General features: G+C 51.6%; 12 protein-coding genes. All 12 read left to right on the top strand.

Annotated elements, in window-relative coordinates; genetic code table 11:
* The first annotated feature begins 10 nt into the window (after positions 1-10).
* The 12 genes from AC0YNS_RS29235 to AC0YNS_RS29180 all read left to right on the top strand — a co-directional run bounded on the left by AC0YNS_RS29235 (position 11) and on the right by AC0YNS_RS29180 (position 19446).
* A complete protein-coding gene (locus AC0YNS_RS29235) occupies positions 11-2983 on the top strand; it encodes an extracellular solute-binding protein (protein WP_475784444.1) in 2973 nt (990 codons plus the stop codon).
* A 25-nt stretch (positions 2984-3008) separates the two neighbouring features.
* On the top strand, positions 3009-3959 hold the full coding sequence (locus AC0YNS_RS29230; RefSeq protein ID WP_475784443.1) for a carbohydrate ABC transporter permease: 951 nt from the start codon (positions 3009-3011) through the stop codon (positions 3957-3959).
* Between the two features lie 15 nt (positions 3960-3974).
* Entirely contained in the window at positions 3975-4838 is an 864-nt protein-coding gene (locus AC0YNS_RS29225) for a carbohydrate ABC transporter permease (RefSeq protein ID WP_475784442.1), read from the top strand.
* A gap of 12 nt (positions 4839-4850) precedes the next feature.
* Positions 4851-6278 (top strand): SMP-30/gluconolactonase/LRE family protein, encoded by a 1428-nt coding sequence (locus tag AC0YNS_RS29220; RefSeq protein ID WP_475784441.1) that lies wholly within the window; start codon positions 4851-4853, stop codon positions 6276-6278.
* Positions 6275-6919 (top strand): Yip1 family protein, encoded by a 645-nt coding sequence (locus AC0YNS_RS29215; protein ID WP_475784440.1) that lies wholly within the window; start codon positions 6275-6277, stop codon positions 6917-6919. Before AC0YNS_RS29220 ends, AC0YNS_RS29215 begins: the two co-directional genes overlap by 4 nt.
* Positions 6920-6928: 9 nt before the next feature.
* Complete coding sequence (locus AC0YNS_RS29210; protein ID WP_475784439.1) at positions 6929-9172, top strand: DUF5696 domain-containing protein; 2244 nt, start codon at positions 6929-6931, stop codon at positions 9170-9172.
* Positions 9173-9174: 2 nt separating this feature from the next.
* Complete coding sequence (locus tag AC0YNS_RS29205) at positions 9175-10044, top strand: carbohydrate ABC transporter permease (protein WP_475784438.1); 870 nt, start codon at positions 9175-9177, stop codon at positions 10042-10044.
* A gap of 19 nt (positions 10045-10063) precedes the next feature.
* Entirely contained in the window at positions 10064-11053 is a 990-nt protein-coding gene (locus tag AC0YNS_RS29200) for a carbohydrate ABC transporter permease (protein ID WP_475784437.1), read from the top strand.
* Positions 11054-11102: 49 nt separating this feature from the next.
* The gene (locus AC0YNS_RS29195) at positions 11103-12098 is read left to right on the top strand and encodes a Gfo/Idh/MocA family protein (RefSeq protein ID WP_475784436.1); all 996 of its coding nucleotides are present in this window, start codon (positions 11103-11105) and stop codon (positions 12096-12098) included.
* Complete coding sequence (locus AC0YNS_RS29190) at positions 12095-12964, top strand: sugar phosphate isomerase/epimerase family protein (RefSeq protein ID WP_475784435.1); 870 nt, start codon at positions 12095-12097, stop codon at positions 12962-12964. Before AC0YNS_RS29195 ends, AC0YNS_RS29190 begins: the two co-directional genes overlap by 4 nt.
* 70 nt (positions 12965-13034) lie before the next feature.
* Positions 13035-14909, top strand: a complete 1875-nt coding sequence (locus tag AC0YNS_RS29185; RefSeq protein WP_475784434.1) for a heparinase II/III domain-containing protein — start codon at positions 13035-13037, stop codon at positions 14907-14909.
* Positions 14910-15237: 328 nt separating this feature from the next.
* Entirely contained in the window at positions 15238-19446 is a 4209-nt protein-coding gene (locus tag AC0YNS_RS29180) for a fibronectin type III domain-containing protein (RefSeq protein WP_475784433.1), read from the top strand.
* Positions 19447-19829 lie beyond the last annotated feature (383 nt).

Genomic DNA, 19829 nt, shown 5'->3' with positions numbered 1-19829 from the left:
GTGAGGATTGTTGAAATGGCATTGGATTGATGCTTTGAACTGGAAGAAAGTCATGCTTATATCGATCACCTTTCTTGTTTTCTCGGTCACCTTTGGCGAAAACCTGCAATCTTATGCCAGCGAGCGATTACGGGATCGCAATCAGAATCAAGGCGTTCCGCAAGCGGATTTAACGGATATGTCCGTTGACGATATTCTGAAGCCAACCTATGGGAAAACGCTTGGCATGTATAAGGAGAAGGGCTATAAGCCCGCCGAATCCTTCGAGGCCAGCCTTAAAGCCGATCACTATTCAGCCTTCGGAGGCGTTAAGCCGAGTACCAAAGCAGTCGAGAGTACCTCATCCGCGCTGATATGGGAGAAGGATACGGAGTGGCTGGAGTGGACCATTGAAGTTCCGGAGGACGGGCTTTACAGCCTCGTGGCGAGCTATTATCCGCTAGCCGGGAAGAGGCTGCCGATTCAGCGTGAGCTGCTCATTGACGGGCAGAGTCCTTTCCGCGAAGCGCAGCGGATCTATTTCACCCGTAACTGGATGGATGAAGGCAAGCCGCTTCAGAACAATCAAGGTGACGACGTTCGGCCGAAACAAATCGAGAAGCCGATCTGGATGGAAACCGCGATCACGGACGGAAACGGTCTGTACTCAGAGCCCTTTCAGTTTTACTTCGGTGCAGGCAAGCATGTTATTCGCATGAATTATTTGGTTGAAGCGATGGCGCTGGATGAAATACGAGTGAAGTCCCCGGAGCAATTGCCCGGTTATGGCGAAATCGAGAAGGGCTACGAATCACAAGGCTTCGAGCCGGTACGGCAAGTGAACGTGAAAGTGCAAGCGGAGAACAATCCGATGAAATCCGATCCGACGATTCGCCGAGAATCCAATGGCGACCCCTTAATGGAACCGGCAGGAGACGGAACGAAACTACTGAATGCATTCGGCGACTGGCGCTGGAGAAAAGGCGGACAGAGGGCTTCATGGACGTTCTCGGTCCCGAAGGATGGATTATATAAGATTGGCATGAAATTCGGACAATGGTGGGGCGATGGGTTACCGTCTTATCGCCAAATTCTCATAGATGGGAAGGTTCCGTTTCAAGAGCTGGCTGAGTATCCGTTCTCCTACTCCCGAAACTGGCGAATTGAAACCCTTCACAAAGACAAGGAAGACGGAGATGCGCAGCCGCTGCTCATGCATCTAACCGCAGGCGAGCATACCCTCACGATGGTTGCGGTTGTCGGGCCTTATCAGTCCATTGTCGAGAACTTAACGGCGGATACGCAGAAGCTGTCCGATCTATACAGGCGAATTATTATGGTCACCGGACCGACACCGGATCCCAACTTCGAATACGAGCTGGGGAAGAAGATTCCTAAGCTTATTGATGATTTGAAGATCATTGCCGATGATTTGCTAGTCCAAATGGATGCACTGAATGCCATATCGGAGAAGGAACCGAGTACGGTAAACAGTCTTCGCATGATGAATCATACCTTCGAGAAAATGATCCACAATCCCGATTCGATTCCAAGGCAAATCTCGGAGCTCAGCAACAGCCAGACCAACTTAAGCACGCTGCTGATGGGCTTGCAGAATGTCCCGCTCGTGCTGGATTACCTGTTGGTCAGCTCCCCGGATACGAAGTATCCGAAGGTGAAATCGAATTTCTTTCAAAAGTCCGTAAGTACGCTGAAGAATTTCATCGCCTCTTTTACGAAGGACTACACCGGCGTTGGCAGCGTCTACGACAAGGACCAACCGGCACATGAAACAGGTCCGGTACTCGAAGTATGGGTGTCTCGGGGCAAAGAGTGGGCGGAGATCATGAAGGAAATGGCGGAGGAAGAGTTCACGCCAAAGACCGGGATACGGATCAACGTGAACACGCTCCCGGCCGGACAGCTCAACTCGGGTTCCGTCAATACGCTGCTGCTCGCGGCCAGTTCCGGTAAAGCACCGGATGTCGCAACCGGAGTGGACTCCCATTTGCCCGTCGAGTTTGCGATTAGGGATGCTGCCGTTGATTTAGCCCAGTTTCCGGATTACGAGGAAGTCAGCAAACGGTTTCTGCCGGGCTCGCTGATTCCGTTCGGCTATAACGGCGGGAATTATGCGCTGCCGGAAACGCAGGATTTCAACGTATTGGTGTATCGCAAGGATATCTTGAAGGAGCTAGGCGTGAAGGTCCCGCAAACATGGGAAGACACGTATGCCATGCTGCCGATCCTGCAGCAGAACGGCATGCAGATGTATTATCCGATTTCATCGCTCGGCTTCATGCCGTTCCTCTATCAGAACGGAGGAGAATTCTATCAAGAGAGCGGAGCGAAGTCGGCGCTTGATTCTCCGGAAGCCTTTCAAGCCTTTACGGAATGGACGGAGCTGTACACCAATTATAAATTTCCGGTTGCCGCGAACTTCTTCAACCGGTTCCGTACAGGAGAAATGCCGATTGGGATTAGCGACTATTTGACCTACGTACTGCTCTCTACGGCAGCGCCTGAGCTGATTGGCCGCTGGGGCGTAGCGCCTTCGCCGGGGCATATCAATCAAGAAGGCAAGATTGATCGTACGAGCGGCGGGGTTGCGCAATCCATAGCTATCTTCAAGCAATCCAAGCATCAGAAGGAAGCTTGGGAGTTTCTGAAGTGGTGGACGAGCAAGGACAGTCAGGTGCAATTCGCGCAAGAGCTGGAAGCGTTGCTTGGCGTCGAGGCCCGCTGGAATACGGCCAATATGGAAGCCTTCTCGCAGCTGCCTTGGCCGGAAGATGACTTGAAGGCTTTGACGGAGCAGTTGAAGTATTACAAGGAACAGCCGTATGTGCTTGGCGGATATTTTACGCCTCGGAACATCGATAATGCTTGGAACCGTGTCGTTCTGGGCGGGATGAATATAAGAGAGTCGCTGGAGCAGGGAGTCAAGGATATTAACAAAGAGCTTAGAGCCAAACAAAAAGAGTTCGGGTTCACGCCGGATTAATTGTGAGGGCACGAGGAGGAGCGGTATGCAAAGCAGTGTAGAAGTGAATAATCCGCTTCAGCTGAAATCACAGAAGATAAGCCGATTCAAATTATCCCAGGCAGGCCGCAAGGCTGCGCTAGGGTACTTGTTTCTGAGTCCATTCCTCATTCTGTTCATCGTCTTTACGGTTGTTCCCGTCGTTCAATCCGTCTATCTGAGCTTCACCTATTACAACATGCTTCAACCGGCGAAGTGGGTCGGTCTCTCGAATTACAGCGTGTTGTTCTTGGAAGACGATATCTTCATCAAATCACTGAAGAATACGTTTATCTTCGCAGTCATAGCAGGACCGCTGAGCTACTGTCTCTCCTTCCTGCTCGCTTGGATAATCAACACGCTGCGTGCCAAAATGCTCTTCTCGCTCGCTTTCTATGTGCCGTCGATTACGAGCGGGATCGCGTTATCCATCGTCTGGCTCTATATTTTCTCGGGAGACCGTTACGGATTATTGAACAACTGGATGCTCAGCTGGGGAATGATCAGCGAACCGATCCTGTGGACGACCGACCCGGATACGATCATGCCGGTGATCATCATCGTTTCGTTATGGATGAGCATGGGGACCGGCTTCCTGGTATTCCTTGCAGGCTTGCAGAATGTTTCGCCCGAGCTCTATGAAGCGGGTTCGATTGACGGAATATCAAGCAAATTCCAAGAGCTGTGGTTTATTACGCTGCCCTTGATGAAACCGCAGCTCTTGTTCGGCGCGGTCAATTCCATCGTAGCCGCCTTTGGCGTATTCGACATAGCCGTGGCCATCGCGGGCATGCCAAGCCCGAACTACGCCGGACATACCATTATCTCGCATCTCTTTGATTATGCTTTCATTCGGTTCGAGCTAGGATACGCATCTTCCATTGCGGTCTTCTTGTTCTTCCTAACCTTCGGATTAGGGCGAATCGTGATGAAGCTGCTATCATCCAAAGAACAATAAGGGGGGCCAAAGGACGTGACGGTAAACTATGCGAAATTTGCGGCCCGCTTTAACCGGGGACTGTTGTACCTAGTCATGATCGCGTTGGTTGGTTTTACGGCCATGCCTATCATTTATATGGTTTCAACCGCCTTCAAGCCGCTGGATGAGCTATTTCTTTACCCGCCAAGATTTTTCGTGCAGAAGCCGACCATGCGCAGCTTCTATGACTTGCTGACCGCAACGGACAGCTCAATTGTTCCCTTCTCTCGTTATATCTTCAACAGTGTATTTATTTCGATTACCATCGTAGCGGCGAGTTTGTTCGTTTGCAGCTTGGGTGCCTACGTGCTCTCCAAATTCAAACCGCCGGGGGCGGGCTTCATCTTCGCCGTTATTCTGTCGGCACTGATGTTCTCGCCGCAGGTGACGCAGATCCCGACTTACTTGATCGTGTCGAAGCTGGGTTTAGTCAACACGTACTGGGCTTTAATACTCCCGAAGGTCGCGGTTGCCTTCAATATCTTCCTGATGAAGCAGTTCTTCGATCAAATCCCCGATGCGTTAATCGAAGCCGCGCATATCGACGGCGCATCGGAATGGAAGATCTTCTGGCGCGTCATTATGGCGGTCAGCAAGCCGGCCTGGGCAACCTTGGTCATCTTCACCTTCATCGGGAACTGGAATGATTATTTCTCCGCGCTTGTCTTTACGACAAGCGAAACGATGAAGACGCTGCCGCTGGCAATCCAAACGCTTGCCGGGGGACCGGGGGTTGTTGCGCGCTCGGGCGCTCTTGCCGCAGGCACGTTCTTGATTACGCTTCCGCCGATCTTAATCTTCCTTCTGTTTCAGAAGCTTATCATGAACACGATGGTTCATTCCGGGATCAAATCTTAGGGGGCGGACACGATGATCAAACGTATATCAGCGAGCATAATCGGCTGTTGTCTGCTCGTTCTGCTTGGAGCTTTACCCGCCGCCAATGCATTACCGCAAATGTCGTATACCCTTGATCCGATGTATGGCTACAAAATTCCGATTCCGCTCACGTACACGGTAGACAATGTCATTCTCGATGTAGGCACGCCTGGCTTAAATAAACCAAGCGACTTGTTTATCGACGAGAAGGGGCAGTTGTATGTCGCGGATACGGATAACAATCGGATCGTGAAATTAAGCAACGACGGAAAAGTGCTGGGTATCTATGGCAAGGAGCAAGGTGTCGAGCTTGACCAGCCAAGCGGCATATTCGTCGATACGCTTGGCGATATGTTCGTGGCGGACACAGGCAGCGGCAAGGTCATCCATTTGTCGCCGGAAGGAAAGCTCGTCGAAGAATTCGTGAAGCCGGAGTCTTCCTTGCTAAGCGAGGATTTGGAATTCGCCCCGGATAAAGTCATTATGGATCGGCGCGGTTATTTGTACGTGCTGAATAAGACCGACTACAGCGGCTTTATGATGATCGACGCCATGAACCGGTTTCGGGGTTATATCGGAGCCAACCGCGTTCCTTTCGATTGGAAGAAGCTCCTTATTCGAGTACTGGCAACGCCCGAGCAGAGGGAGCAGCTCAACAATGCGGTTCCGCAGCAGAATTCCAATCTGACCATTGACAGCAAAGGATTCATCTATGCGCCAACCGTGCTGAGCAGCGCCGATCAGCTTAAGAAGTTCAATGCCATGGGGGAGAACATCTATACGAAGAAGTTCTTCGGTGAATCGTCGATTGACAGCGGAACACTGGAGCTTCCTTATTTCGCCGATCTGGCGATCGATCAGTATGGCATTATTAATGCGCTGGATGCCATGTCACGGAAGATCTATCAGTACGATCAAGAGGGGAACTTGCTGGCCGTATTCGGCGGTCAAGGCGATGCGAAGAGCAGGTTCGAATATCCGTCGAGTATCGTTGTCGATCAAGCAGGCACCATCTACGTGCTTGACCGAGATCGGAACAATATTCAGATGTTCAAGCCGACGCGGTTTGCGGAGCTCGTCCATGAAGCCAGTCAGCTGCATTATAACGGACGTTATCAAGAGGCGTTAATCCCTTGGAAGGAAGTTTTGAAGATCGATGAGAATTACCCGTTGGCCCATCGCGGCGTGGCCAAAGCGCTGATGAAGGAAGAGAAATGGAAAGAGGCCATGAAGGAATTCAAACTGGGCGAAGATCAGGATGGGTATTCCAAGGCCTTTGCCGAGTACAGGCATGACTTTATGCGCGAATATCTCGGATGGATTCTCATCGCTGCCGTTCTCATTATTTATGCTATTTATCTCATCGTGAAGTTCATGATTCGCATTACGAACACCGTCATAAGGAGGTATGGCTATTGAATACATCAGCTGTGAAACAGTCCGGTCAGCGTTCGCTGCGGCTCGGGGTAGCCATCCTCTTCCATCCGGTGGATGCCTTTGAAGAGCTTCAGAAGAAGAAGCATCTCATGTCGGCATTTGTGCTCATTCTACTCACCTTATGTGTTCGAATCGTAACGATCTATATGACAAGCTTCCATATTACGTCCCTGCAGCCCGAATACGCCGATTTGAACTTGGAAATCATCCGATTCGTAGTGCCGCTGATATCGGGGGTTATCGCTTGTTATCTGATTACGGCGATTATGGACGGCGAAGCGTATTTCAGCCAAATCTTAACGGCGATGTCCTACGCCCTCATTCCGTATATCGTATTTGCGATTCCGCTCGCTGCGATTTCCTTGGTGTTATCAAGAGGCGAGCTGGGTCTATATAACAGCATCAATCTCATCATCTGGTTATGGGTCGCGCTGCTTATCTTTATCCAGCTGAAGGTGCTGAACGATTATTCCTTTAAGAAATCGGTAGGCGTCCTCCTCCTGTCTATATTTGCTTTTATCACCTTCTGGGGAACGGTTGGTCTCGTCTTCTCCCTGACGAATCATGTCCTGCAATTCGCACGTGAAGTCTCCATTGAAATCAGATATTTATGGGAGAATTAAGGGGGTACCATGATTACGAGAATAGTGAATCGCAAAACAATCTATTCAGCATTTGTTGCCGTCATTGTGGTGCTTCTGGTCATCCTTGCCTTACCCTCGCTTAAGAGTGCCATTGCCCGCGCGCAGCTGGAAATGAAGCCGAAGAACGAAGTAGTGGAGGCTGCGGCCGATACGCCGGCAGGTGATGATGCAGAGCAGCAGACACCAACCGAATTCGAGAAAGTGGCGGAAACCGAGCGGCTTGAGCTGCTGTTTCGTTCTTCCGATTCCGCGATTGTGGTGAAGGATAAGAGTAATGGCTATACATGGCAATCGGCGGTTCCGATTCAGGACGCAGCAACGGAAGGCAATGATCTATGGACCGCAAGCAGCCAGTCCATCTTCCATATGACGTTTACGGATCCGAATTTACCGGCACTTGAAACGCAGGAGACGAACTCGGTGATCGAGCAGCCGAAGATCAAGACAACGGCGCTGGATAACGGAATATCCGTTCATTACGAGCTGCCAAGACTACAGATCAGTTTCGATATGATCTTCGAATTGAAAGGGAACGCCCTAGAAGTCACCGTTCCCGGACAATCCATTCAAGAAGCAGAGAATAATTGGCTGATGGCGATATCGCCGCTTCCGTTCTTCGGAGCGGCCCTGGATCATGATCAAGGCTATGCGATTTACCCGGATGGTCCCGGGGCGCTGTCGACCTTTAAGTCGAATCATCCGAATTACTTGAATCCCTATCGTGCGAGCGTGTATGGATCGGATACGATCTCATTTAATAACTATCAACGGCAGCAGAATGCGCTGTTGCCTATATTCGGCTTGAAGGTGAATGATAATGCTTTTCTCGGCATGATCACGAAAGGCGAGTACGATGCGAACATTCTGTATTCGCCCAGCGGCTACTTGATCAATATGAATCGCGTATCCTCGGAGCTTGTCTATAGGCGTGAGTATGAAGCGGTGAAGAAGGACGGGAATTTGACCAAGAAGCCGGAGAAGCAGCTGCTGCGGGAAGATCATACCATTCGATATGTGTTCTTCAGCGGCAAGGAAGCGGATTACAGCCATATGGCTTCCGCGTATCGGCAATATCTCATCGATGAGAAAGGGGTCGCTCCGCGCATTAAGAAAGGAGAACCGATTCCGTTCGGACTTGATCTGCTAATGGGCATTAAGGAAGGCCAAATTCTGTTCGATCATTTCATTCCTACGACATCCTTTGATGAAGCTCAGCAAATCATGGAGGATCTGACCAAGCGGGGAGTAGACAGCATCTCCGCCAATCTGCTGGGCTGGACTAGAGAGGGCTACTTAGAGTACCCATCCGGTTATAAACCATCTTCGAAGATCGGCGGCACAAGCGGACTAAAGAAATTAAGCGAGTATGCCAAGGCGAATAACGATCAGCTGTTTCTACAGGACAATTACATCATGGCCTGGAAAGGCGTCGACGGCTTCTCTACACGCAGCGATGTCGTTGTCGGAGCGAATCACTTTGCAGTCACGGATCGGTATAGCGAGCTCTTCTACTTGAATGCGGGCAAGCAAAATGAACGTTTTCAAGATAAGGTGCTTGATCCGCTCAGCAAATTGGCGATTACCGGCATTAATTTCGATGGTATCGGCTATACGGACTACTACGACTTTAATAAGGATTACCCGCTGAATCGAGAAGGAACGGCTTCGAAGTGGCTGGAAATGATGGGTAAATCAGTGGACCAGTTTGGCGCAGCCGCCGCAATCGGGGGCAACGGGTATACCATTCCCCACTCGTCCCGTTTGTTCAGTATTCCGATGGAAGACAGCGGCTATTTCTTTACGGATGAAACGATTCCGTTCTACCAAATGGTCGTGCATGGGCTGATCCCGTACTCGGGTGATGCACAGAATTTATTTTACGATCCGCGGCTGCAGTTTCTGAAGATGGTGGAATACGGCTATATGCCTTACTACCAATTTACGAAGAAACATTCCGAGGATCTCAAGGACACGTATTACAGCGATTTATTCAGTTCAGCCTATCACAACTGGGTCGATCAAGCGGTCGATCAATATAAAGAAATGAGCGAGAAGCTTCAGCCGGTATGGTCTCAAACGATGGTAGAGCATCGCAAGCTGGAGAAGGACGTCTATGAAGTTGTTTATGAGGATGGTAGCCGACTAATCGTCAATTATTCGCCGCGAGAGGTCAAGATTGATGGTCACCTTGTGCCGGATAAAGACTTTATCGTCGTACCGAAGGGGGGATAAGCATGAGCGAGCGGAGGATGAGTTTAGAGAAGAAGAAGATGCTGGCTGGCTATGTTTATATCGCCCCATGGGCAATAGGCTTCGCCTTGTTTATGTGTTATCCCTTGGTATATTCCCTTTGGCTTAGCTTTCATGAGGTCGTCGGCGTAGGAAACTTCGAGCTGGAGTCTGTGGGCTGGGACAATTTCAATCGCGCTTTCGTGCTCGATACGCAGTTTATTCCGCTGTTTATCTCGGTCATTCAAGATGCGGTCATCAATACGCCGCTTGTTCTCGTGTTTTCTTTGTTTATCGCGATCTTGCTCAATCATAACATTAAAGGGCGAGCGTTCTTCCGAGCCGCATTCTTCCTGCCCGTATTGATCGGTTCCGGTCTGGCCATGCAGCAGCTGCTGTATGCCGGGGTAGGCAAGGATACGCTGGTCAACGGAATCGGCGTTCCGGATGAAGTGTTTCTCTATATGGGACCTACTTTCTCGCAGATCGTCTTTGATATGTTAAGCCGGCTCACCGTGATTTTCTGGAAGACGGGCGTGCAAATTCTACTATTCTTAGCCGGTCTTCAAGGCATATCCATATCCCTGTACGAGTCGGCAAGATGCGATGGCGCAACCGAATGGGAGATGTTCTGGAAGATCACCCTGCCGCTGATGACGCCGATTATTCTGCTTAATTTGGTTTATACCTGCGTCGATTCCTTCACGGACATTAACAATAGGATGATGGTTTATATCAAAGATACGGCCTTCACCGACATCCAGATGGGGTATGCTTCCGGAATGGGCTGGATCTACTTCATGTTTATTTTCGTGCTGCTCATTCTCGTATTCGTTTCTACCAAGCGCTTTGTAGTATACACAGGGGAAAAATAATACAGGAGGTGATTGCAGCGTGAAGTCGATTCCCATTCCGAAATCCAAGCAGCGCGTTGCTGCTGTTGCGCAAACAGAGGTAGGCAGCAAAGTAAAGGCGATCCGAAACCACAGCTTGGTTAGCCGAATCGGGAGCAAGAGCCGCTGGATCTCGCTCATCTATCGCACCTTCGTTTATGTCATTCTTATTGATTTGGCCTTCGTGTTCCTTTATCCATTTATCTATATGGTTACGACTGCGCTCAAACATCCGGTGGATCTGATGGATTTTACGATTAAGTGGATTCCGACGAGTCTGGCCTGGGAGAATTTCTATTACGGCATGAAGGGTCTGCAATTTATGACGCACTTCAATAATTCCGCTCTCATTGCCGTCTTGAGCGTGGTCGGCCAGGTGTTGGCCTGTTCCTTTGTTGCTTACGGCTTTGCCCGCATCAAATTTCCCGGCCGGGAGCTGCTGTTCTTCCTGTGCATGTTCACCATGATAATTCCGCCGCAAACGATCATTGTTCCTCTGTTCATGCAGTACAAAACAATGGGCTGGCTGGACAGCGTGCTGCCGCTCATTGTTCCGTCCTTCTTTGCAGGCGGGCTTCGTGGCGCACTGTTCATCTTTATCTTCCGTCAGCTGTTCCGCGGGCTTCCATGGGAGCTCGAGGATGCTGCCCGTGTGGATGGATGCGGCAGCTTCAAGGTGTATTGGAAGATTATATTGCCGCTTACGCCGCCCGCTATTGTCGTAACGACACTGCTGTCGCTCGTATGGCATTGGAATGATTTCTTCGAGCCGTCGATCTTCCTCACCTCGGAAGAGAAATTCACCTTGCCGATGATGCTGCCTCGACTCTATCAATCGCTGGATACGTTAACGGGCAGCAGCTTTGAAGTATTCAGCTTACCAGTTGTTATGGCCGCTACTTTCATGGCGTTGTTACCGATGCTGCTGTTTTATTTCTTCCTTCAACGGTATTTCATTCAAGGCGTGGAGCGTTCCGGTTTGGTAGAGTAAGACGCGAATTGCCAGCTTGGCCATATACTCACTATTGGGAGGGTTAACTATGACTAAAGTACGCATTGGTTTCATTGGAACGGGAGGCATTGCAGGCTGGCATGCCCGCCAGCTGCTGGAGCTTCAAGAGGCTGAGATTAAGGCTGTCGCCGATACGAGCAGCAAGAATAGGGACAACTTTATTGCCAAAAATAGCTTGTCCGATGTGCTGCAATTCTCGGATTATCGCGAAATGCTGGAGCAGGCGGACATCGATGCCGTCATTATTTGTTCCCCGCACACGCTGCATTTCGCTCAGGCGCAAGATGTACTTCGCAGCGGGCTGCATGTAATGATCGAGAAGCCAATGACCTGCTCGTCGGAAGAGGCAGAGCAGCTGATGCGAGTCGCGGAGCAGTCAGGCAGGATCATGCAAGTTTCCTACCAACGCCACTTCCAACCTGAATTCTTATATATTCGAAATGCGATCGCCAGCGGCGAAATCGGCAAGCTCACGTCGATTACGGCATCGCTCTACCAGCAATGGAGACAAGGAACGCCGGGTTCTTGGCGGGCTGATCCAGCATTATCCGGCGGCGGCTTCCTGATGGACTCGGGCAGTCACATCATCGATGTGCTGCTGTGGACGACCGGCCTTACGCCGATTGAAGTGAAGCCGCAGCTGCATATGCACGGCGCCACCGTCGAGATCGACACGTTCACGTCGATCCGTTTCGCGGAAGGTGCCGTTGCCGGCTTGAACTTGGTCGGGTATTCGCCGTGCTGGCATGAAACCTTCGTATTCTGCGGGGAGCAAGGCGGCATCTTCTACGATAATGGGAAGATCACGCTGCGCCGCCTCGGGCAAGATCCGATCGTGCCGGAGCTTCCGGAGCAAACGACCAACCAAGATAAGAGCTTCATCGATGCGATTCTTGGCCGGCATGAGGTGCTTGTACCGGGCGAGTTTGCCTTGAAGGTCGTGAAGCTGTCGGAGATGATCTATCAAGCTGCCGGCTACGAGCCGCATGCAGACGCAGAAGCGAAGGGGGAGCAATCGGCATGACAATTCAATTAGGTATGCGTATTCCGCCCAAGATTGGGGCGGAAGGAATTGCGAAGACGGCCGCGTGGGCTGCAAGCATTGGGCTTGATGTACTGGATGTGTCCAATCTGACTCCCGATGTGAAGGCTGCTTGCGAGGATGCTCGGATGGGTATCGGATCGATCGATGCCCATCATACGTCACGGCTGTTAAGCCGCGATGAAGGCCGCCGCGAGGAAGCGCTGGAAGCGGCGAAGAAGCAATTAAGCTCCATTGCTGCACTTGGCGGAAGCGTGCTGTTTATGTGTCTTGTACCCGAGGATCATACCCTCCCGCGCAAGGAAGGCTTTGCGATCTGGAAGGAAACATTTCCGGAGCTCGTACGCCATGCAGAGCAGACGGGGATTTATATTGCGATTGAAGGATGGCCCGGACCTGCGCCGCATTATCCAACGCTTGGCTGTACGCCGGAAATGTGGAGAGCGATGTTCGAGGCGATCCCATCGAAGCATTTCGGGTTGAACTACGATCCTTCTCATCTCGTGCGCTTAGGCATTGACTACCTTCGCGCATTGGACGAATTTGGGGAACGCATCAATCACTGCCATGGCAAGGATACAGAAATCCTCCGGGAAGAACAGTACGAGAGCGGCGTTATAACGCCGACCTTCGGTACGAAATACGACTTCTCCGAGGGCTCCTGGCGGTATACGATTCCAGGACACGGGGAAGTCGACTGGGGGAGAGTGGCCGTTCGTCTGGATCGCCTCGGTTATGCAGGAGCCGTAAGCATTGAGCTGGAGGATCACCGTTTCTGGGGCTCTATAGAGGCCGAGAGACAAGGAGTTATTAAGGCGACTGAACATCTGGCGAAGTATTTTAAATAAGAGAAGAGGCAAGCAGCGGAATGTCCGTTTGCTTGCCTTTCTTTTGGCAGGAGAGGGGGTTGGCGATTCGATGCTGGCACAGCGATATATGACTGCGGATCTGAGGGGTATGATGACCTCGCGGGAGAATTACAAGCCTTATCCTACTAGTGAAGACCGCCAAGAATGGGACGGATTGCCGCTTCATCTGCGAACCTATTGGGTGAATAAAGGCGCTAAGAAGCTCAATCATGTATGGAATCCGTTACCGGCCACCGCGTACATGGACTATAGCAGAACGGGCAATCGGTCGCGGTACGATTCGGCTTCATGGGAGAGGAGACGGGATTTGGCTTCCTTGGTCATAGCGGAATGTATCGAGAACGAGGGGCGATTCCTGGATGACATCGTGAACGGAATATGGTGTATCTGCGAGGAAACGTTCTGGGGAATTCCCGGGCACGGGTATATGATGAAGAGGCAGAGCGAGCTTCCGGATGTGGCGGATCCCGTTATTGAATTGTTCTCCGCCGAAACTGCGGCACTGCTCGCTTGGACTTCTTATTTGCTGAGGACTCGACTGGACGGCATAAGTAAGATGGTCTGCGAGCGGATACAGCATGAAGTAAGGAAGCGGATTCTGGATCCGTATTTGAATCGGAACGATTACTGGTGGATGGGCTTCAATCAAGAGAGGATGCTGAATAATTGGAATCCGTGGTGCAATTCGAACTGCTTAGTGGCATTCCTGCTGCTGGAGGATGACCCTGGACGCCGTGAAGCAGCTGTTATGAAGGCGATGCGCAGCTTGGATCAGTATATGGAACGGCTCCATTCCGATGGAGGCTGCGAGGAAGGACCTAAGTATTGGATGTACGCCGGCGGTATGCTATTCGATTGCTTGGAGCTGTTTTACAGCGCCTCGGCTCGTGAAATCAACGTTTATCATGAGCCCCTCATTCAACAGGTCGGAGGTTATCTGTACAAAGCTTTTATCGATGACAACTACTATGTCAATTTTGCAGACAGTTCGCCTACGGTGCAGATCCCCGCAGAGCTTGTCTATCGGTATGGACGCCGTATTGGAGATGATAAGCTTGCCGGATTGGGAGCCATGATGCTGAGGAAGGAGCGGGAAGCAGCAACCGACCCTGAGTTTTCTTCGATGTCCCGCCTGCTGCCTGCGTTATTTCATTACTCGGAAATCGAGCACTATGTAGGAGAAACGCCTTATGTCCGAGATGCATGGCTGGATGGCATTGAAATGATGGTGGCTAGAGAGCAGCAGGGTTCGTCTAAGGGGTTATTCGTTGCAGCGAAGGGCGGACATAACGATGAAAGCCATAATCATAATGACATTGGTCACTTTATCGTGTATTGCAATGGCTCTCCGATGATTATCGATCCCGGCGTGTTGACCTATACCTCGCAATCGTTCTTTGCAGAGCGTTATTCGATATGGGCCATGAAGTCCGCTTACCACAATGTTCCGATCGTAAATGGCGTAGAGCAAAGGAATGGACGATCCTATCGAGCAGTCGATGTCGATTGCCAGCTTGATAATAAGGCTGTATCGCTAACGATGAATATCGCAAACGCATATCCGGAGGCTGCCGGGATTAAGAGCTGGATTCGGACGATAAGCCTCATTCGTGATTCATCCTCTTATGTGGAGATTAAGGATGAATTTCTCCTGCAGCAGATAACGGAGGATATAACGTGGATGCTGCTGTCGCCGCATCTCCCTCAAACCGAAGGGAGCGGAAGCTTTATTTTGCAGGATGAGAGTCACAACAAGGTTTGCATCCAATACAACAGTACGATGTTTGCGGGCTCGGTCGAAACCATTACGTTAGAGGATCCAATCATGCGAGGTGCATGGGGAGATCACTTGTATCGGTTTGGACTTCAATTGAGGAGTCCTATTGACCAAGGAGAATGTAGGATCAGCATTAGTCAGGTTTAGTTGAAGGGCTGTAGGGATCATACCCTATAGCCCTTTCGTGTGTATTTATGTCCATTTTATTGTAGAAATTCAAGATAGTGCATGAATTCGAAAAAATCATAGTCGGTTGGCAATCCCATAAAGAGGCTTTCAGTTATTGTACACTTTCAGCCACTTCTACCAGCATGTAGCATATAAAATAAGCGTTTGGCAAGCGCTTACATTCTGTAATGCGAAAGGGGCTGATTGCAGCTTATCAATCTCCGTACACATGCAACATGATCCATGCAGACGTCAGGCAAGGGAATCATCGAGCCGTACACATGATGAATAAGGGAGTTGTGATGAAGTGAGAAGATTCAAATTCCGTAAGCGAAAATCAGTCTCAAGCGTAGCCCTGATCGTGCCTGTTCTGTCCATGCTTTTATCAGCCGTATCCATACCTGTTGCCAGTGCAGCAAGCTACAATATCACCTCATACGGAGCTAATGGCGGCGATACTGTGGATGATACGCAGGCTATCAACAATGCCATTACGGCAGCGGCCAGCGGCGACACGGTGTACTTCCCGTCCGGTACTTATTATACGTCCGGGACTATTGTCGCGAAGTCAGGCGTTAAACTGATCGGACAAAGCAAATCGACAGCCATCATCAAATATAACGGCACGACGGACAACAATATGATTTCCCTCAGTGGGAAAACCGGTGTTGAGATTGCGCAGCTCACCATCGACGGCAACAGCAACAATCATGTTGTTTCCGGGATCTGGGGCGAGCCCGGCGGCAGTCATTACATTCATGACAATATCATTAAGGATCTGACCAAATCGGATGGCTTCGCGCCGTTTGGCATCCTGCTGTCAGCTTCCTCTGACTCAGTTATCTCCAATAATACGATCTCGAATATCGGCGTCAATTCCGAATGGGGCGCAGGGATTCGTGCCGGCTGGAACTCGAACAATACGAAGTTCCTGAACAACACGATTTCCAACACGGGCCGTGGCGGTATCTTCGCGAGTGACGGCTGTAACGGGGTTGTCGTCAAAGGCAACACGATCACGGGATCGGGCGTTAACGCGCACGGCCTCTCGATCGAGCTGCACACGAACTGCAATAATTCCGTCATTGAAGACAACAATGTCGACCACTGGATCAGCGCTGTACGGTCCGAGTCTATCGCGGTTCGGCGCAATGTCGTTCATACCACGGCCGGCACGGTCAAAGGCATGGGACTCGAGGTTATGGTGACGCACGGCGTGACGACCGACAATTTAGTCGATGGCGGTCAGCAAGTCGGCATGCAGCAATCCCCGGGTACCGGCTACCAATACTGGGGCTACAACACCGTTCAGAATATCGTCATGTGGGGCATGCAGCTCCAAGGCGAGGGAACGGGAGAGACGGAGCAGTTCCAATACTTCTATAAGAATACGTTCAAGAACGGACCGAACAACAACCCGGCTGCCGCTTATCCCGGCTATGCCGGCAACGCGATCCGAATTCACGGCAATTCGAAGAACCTGACCTTCGACAGCAACATCATCACGAACAACGGAGGCAAAGCGATCGAGATTACGACGGCCTCCGGTACGGATCGGATTAGCTTCATCAACAACACGATTACGGGCAATGCCGGAGCGTCCATCGATCAATATCCATCCGCGGCGGCCGATCTCGAATGGTCAGGCAACACGGTTAGCGGCAACGGAACCAACACGCAGCTGACGAGCCGCGGCTTCAGCGATCCGAAGCCCGTCGCGAATTTCAGCGCCCCGCTGACCGTGCAGCTCGGTCAGCCGATTACGTTCACCAACTCCTCGACGGACAACGGCACCATCGCAGAGAACCTGTGGGATCTGGGCGAAGGTCCTCCGTTAACGTCAACAAGCCCGACCTACACGTATCAGACTGCGGGCAACTATCGCGTGACACTCGTCGTTTGGGACAATACGGGCCGCGCAAGTCTGAAGGAACAGATGGTCAACGTCTATGCCGGTCCGCCGGACACCCAAGCACCAACGGCACCGACGCTTACCTCCCCGTCCAAATCGAACGTAACCGTGGACCTGTCCTGGTCCGGCGCGACCGATAACGTCGGCGTCATCGGCTACGATGTCTATAAAGGCGGCACGCTTTACAGCTCCACGTCCGCGACGTCCTTAACCGTCAACGGTTTAACGCCTAGCACGGCTTACAGCTTTACCGTTAAGGCGAAGGATGCGGCCGGCAACGTGTCGGCTGCCAGCAACACGCTGAACGTAACGACGGATGTAGGCGACACGCAGGCACCGACGACGCCGACGGGTCTAACGGTCACGGACGTAACGGATACGACCGTAACCCTCGCCTGGTCGCCATCCACCGATAACATGGGCGTAACCGGCTATGATATCTACAGCGGTTCGACCTTGGTGGCATCCACGACCGGCGCAATCAATACGTTCAAGACCGTAACCGGGCTGACGCCTAGCACGGCCTATACATTTACGGTCAAAGCGAAGGATGCTTCGAACAACGTATCGGCGGCGAGCAGTTCGGTGTCCGCCACTACCGATCCGGCCGCTAATTGGACCGCTTGCGCAGGCGAGAACCAAACCTGCAGCTTTACCGGCACCAAAGAGGTTCGTTATGGCGCCAATGGCAGCTTTAACTATGGGATCTTCACGAACTCGGTCGTTTGTTCGAACAACCAATTCGGCGATCCGGCTCCAGGCGCCTACAAGTCTTGCGAAGTGAATTTAGCCGGAACCGGCAGCAGCGATACGACTGCGCCTACTGCTCCGGGCAGTTTGACGTCACCCTCCAAAACGAGCACTAGCGTTAACCTGTCTTGGGCCTCTTCGACAGATAACGTAGCCGTAACGGGCTACGATGTGTACAACGGCTCTACGCTGGCAGGCACGACGGCGGGAACGACGTTCACGGTTAGCGGGCTAACCGCAGGGACGACTTATTCCTTTACCGTCAAAGCAAAGGATGCGGCAGGTAATGCCTCCGCAGCAAGCAATGCGCTTAGCGTCACGACGAATGCCGCAGCGGATACGCAGGCACCGACTGCTCCGAGCGGACTCGCTTCTCCTTCGAAGACGAGCACGAGTGTCAGTTTGTCTTGGACGGCATCGACCGACAATGTCGGTGTAACCGGCTATGAAGTATATAGTGGCTCGACTCTGGTGGGAACACCGGCAAGCAACTCTTTTACCGTGACCGGTTTGGCTGCCAGCACCAGCTACTCCTTCACTGTGAAAGCGAAGGATGCGGCCGGCAACTTATCGGCGGCGAGCGGAGCGCTCAGCGTCACGACGAACGCGGCGACGGATACGCAAGCACCAACCGCGCCGACAGGTCTCACTTCGCCTTCGAAGACTAGCACGAGCGTAAGCCTGTCCTGGACGGCATCGACCGACAATGTCGGCGTAACCGGCTATGACATTTATAACGGAAGCGTGCTTGCAGGCTCTTCAACCGGCACGACGTTCACCGTCTCCGGCTTGACGGCGAATACGTCCTACTCGTTCACCGTGAAAGCGAAGGATGCCGTGGGTAACATCTCTTCGGCCAGCAGCTCGCTTAGCGTCACGACAAGCAGCTCGGCTGCGGCGAACTGGACGAATTGCGCAGGCGAGAACAATACTTGCTCCTTCAGCGGAACGAAAGAAGTTCGTTATGGAGCGAATGGCGCTTACGCATACGGGACGTTCACGAATTCCGTCTATTGCGGCAACAGCACATTCGGCGACCCGATTCCGGGCTCGTACAAAACTTGTGATGTGAACCTTGGCGGTAGTGGCGGTGCCGATACACAAGCACCAACTACACCAGCCAATCTGACATCACCATCGAAGACATCCACGAGCGTCAGTCTGTCCTGGTCGGCTTCGACCGACAATGTAGCTGTAACGGGCTATGATGTCTACAGTGGAACGACACTGGTCGGCACCGCAACGGGAACTGCTTTTACCGTTAGCGGACTTTCGGCTAACACCGCCTATTCCTTCTCTGTCAAAGCCAAGGATGCAGCCGGCAATATATCCTCTGCCAGCACGTCCATTAATGTGACGACCAATGCTTCAGGCGGCGGCGGTACGGGCAGCGTCATTCAAGAGTATTGGACCGGCGTATCCGGAACGAGTGTCAGCAGCATTCCAACGGGCACGGCGCCTTCGGGCACAACGGTGCTAACCAGTCTTGAAGGAGCAACGAACTGGGCGGATAACTATGGTGACCGTATTCGCGGTTATATCACGCCTGCAACAAGCGGTACCTACACGTTCTACATTGCAAGTGATGATGCATCGCAGCTGTTGCTCAGCACCAATAACAGTCCTTCGAACGGTTCCGTGATTGCCAGCGTCTACGAATATACGGGCGTACGTGAATGGAACAAGAATAGCTCCCAGCAATCGGCATCCATTACCTTGACTGCCGGTCAGCCGTATTATTTTGAAATCTTGCATAAAGACGGCGGCGGCGGAGATAACCTGGCCGTCGGCTGGACCGGACCGGGCATCTCGACGATCACGGTCATCGGCTCCGGTTATTTGTCCCAATACTGAGTTAACTGGACCTCTGGTCTCGCCGTCAGGATATTAACTAATCATTATTATCTGTAATGATCACGAGCTGTCAACTCATTCGGCCTAGAGAGAGAGAAACCCCACGTTGCCATCAACGTCGGGTTTCTTTTCGTTCACGGCACTATAGTTGCCCCATAACCATCGCATTCAAAATTGTAACGGTTGTGACAGCGGCTATTTTGCACAAAAAGCCCATTTTAAATTTCTAACGGTTGCCACAGAGCCTAAATGGACATTTTACGTTCAAAATCAACCAATTTACGGTATATAGCCTCTGTCACAACCGTTAGATTTTTAAAAGTCGATTATTTGATGAAATAGGCTCGCTGGCAACCGTTACATGCATGTTGAGTAAATAGGAG

The sequence above is a fragment of the Paenibacillus sp. J22FR21 genome, from assembly GCF_056269135.1.
Note: the sequence above shows the minus strand (reverse complement) of the source record. Positions and strands in the feature narration are given on the sequence as shown.

Bases quoted from the DNA above. Each gene is read 5' to 3' on its own strand.
- AC0YNS_RS29230 (WP_475784443.1), top strand. From the start codon at position 3,009: ATGCAAAGCAGTGTAGAAGTGAATAATCCGCTTCAGCTGAAATCACAG.
- AC0YNS_RS29220 (WP_475784441.1), top strand. From the start codon at position 4,851: ATGATCAAACGTATATCAGCGAGCATAATCGGCTGTTGTCTGCTCGTT.
- AC0YNS_RS29210 (WP_475784439.1), top strand. From the start codon at position 6,929: ATGATTACGAGAATAGTGAATCGCAAAACAATCTATTCAGCATTTGTT.
- AC0YNS_RS29205 (WP_475784438.1), top strand. From the start codon at position 9,175: ATGAGCGAGCGGAGGATGAGTTTAGAGAAGAAGAAGATGCTGGCTGGC.
- AC0YNS_RS29195 (WP_475784436.1), top strand. From the start codon at position 11,103: ATGACTAAAGTACGCATTGGTTTCATTGGAACGGGAGGCATTGCAGGC.
- AC0YNS_RS29190 (WP_475784435.1), top strand. From the start codon at position 12,095: ATGACAATTCAATTAGGTATGCGTATTCCGCCCAAGATTGGGGCGGAA.
- AC0YNS_RS29185 (WP_475784434.1), top strand. From the start codon at position 13,035: ATGCTGGCACAGCGATATATGACTGCGGATCTGAGGGGTATGATGACC.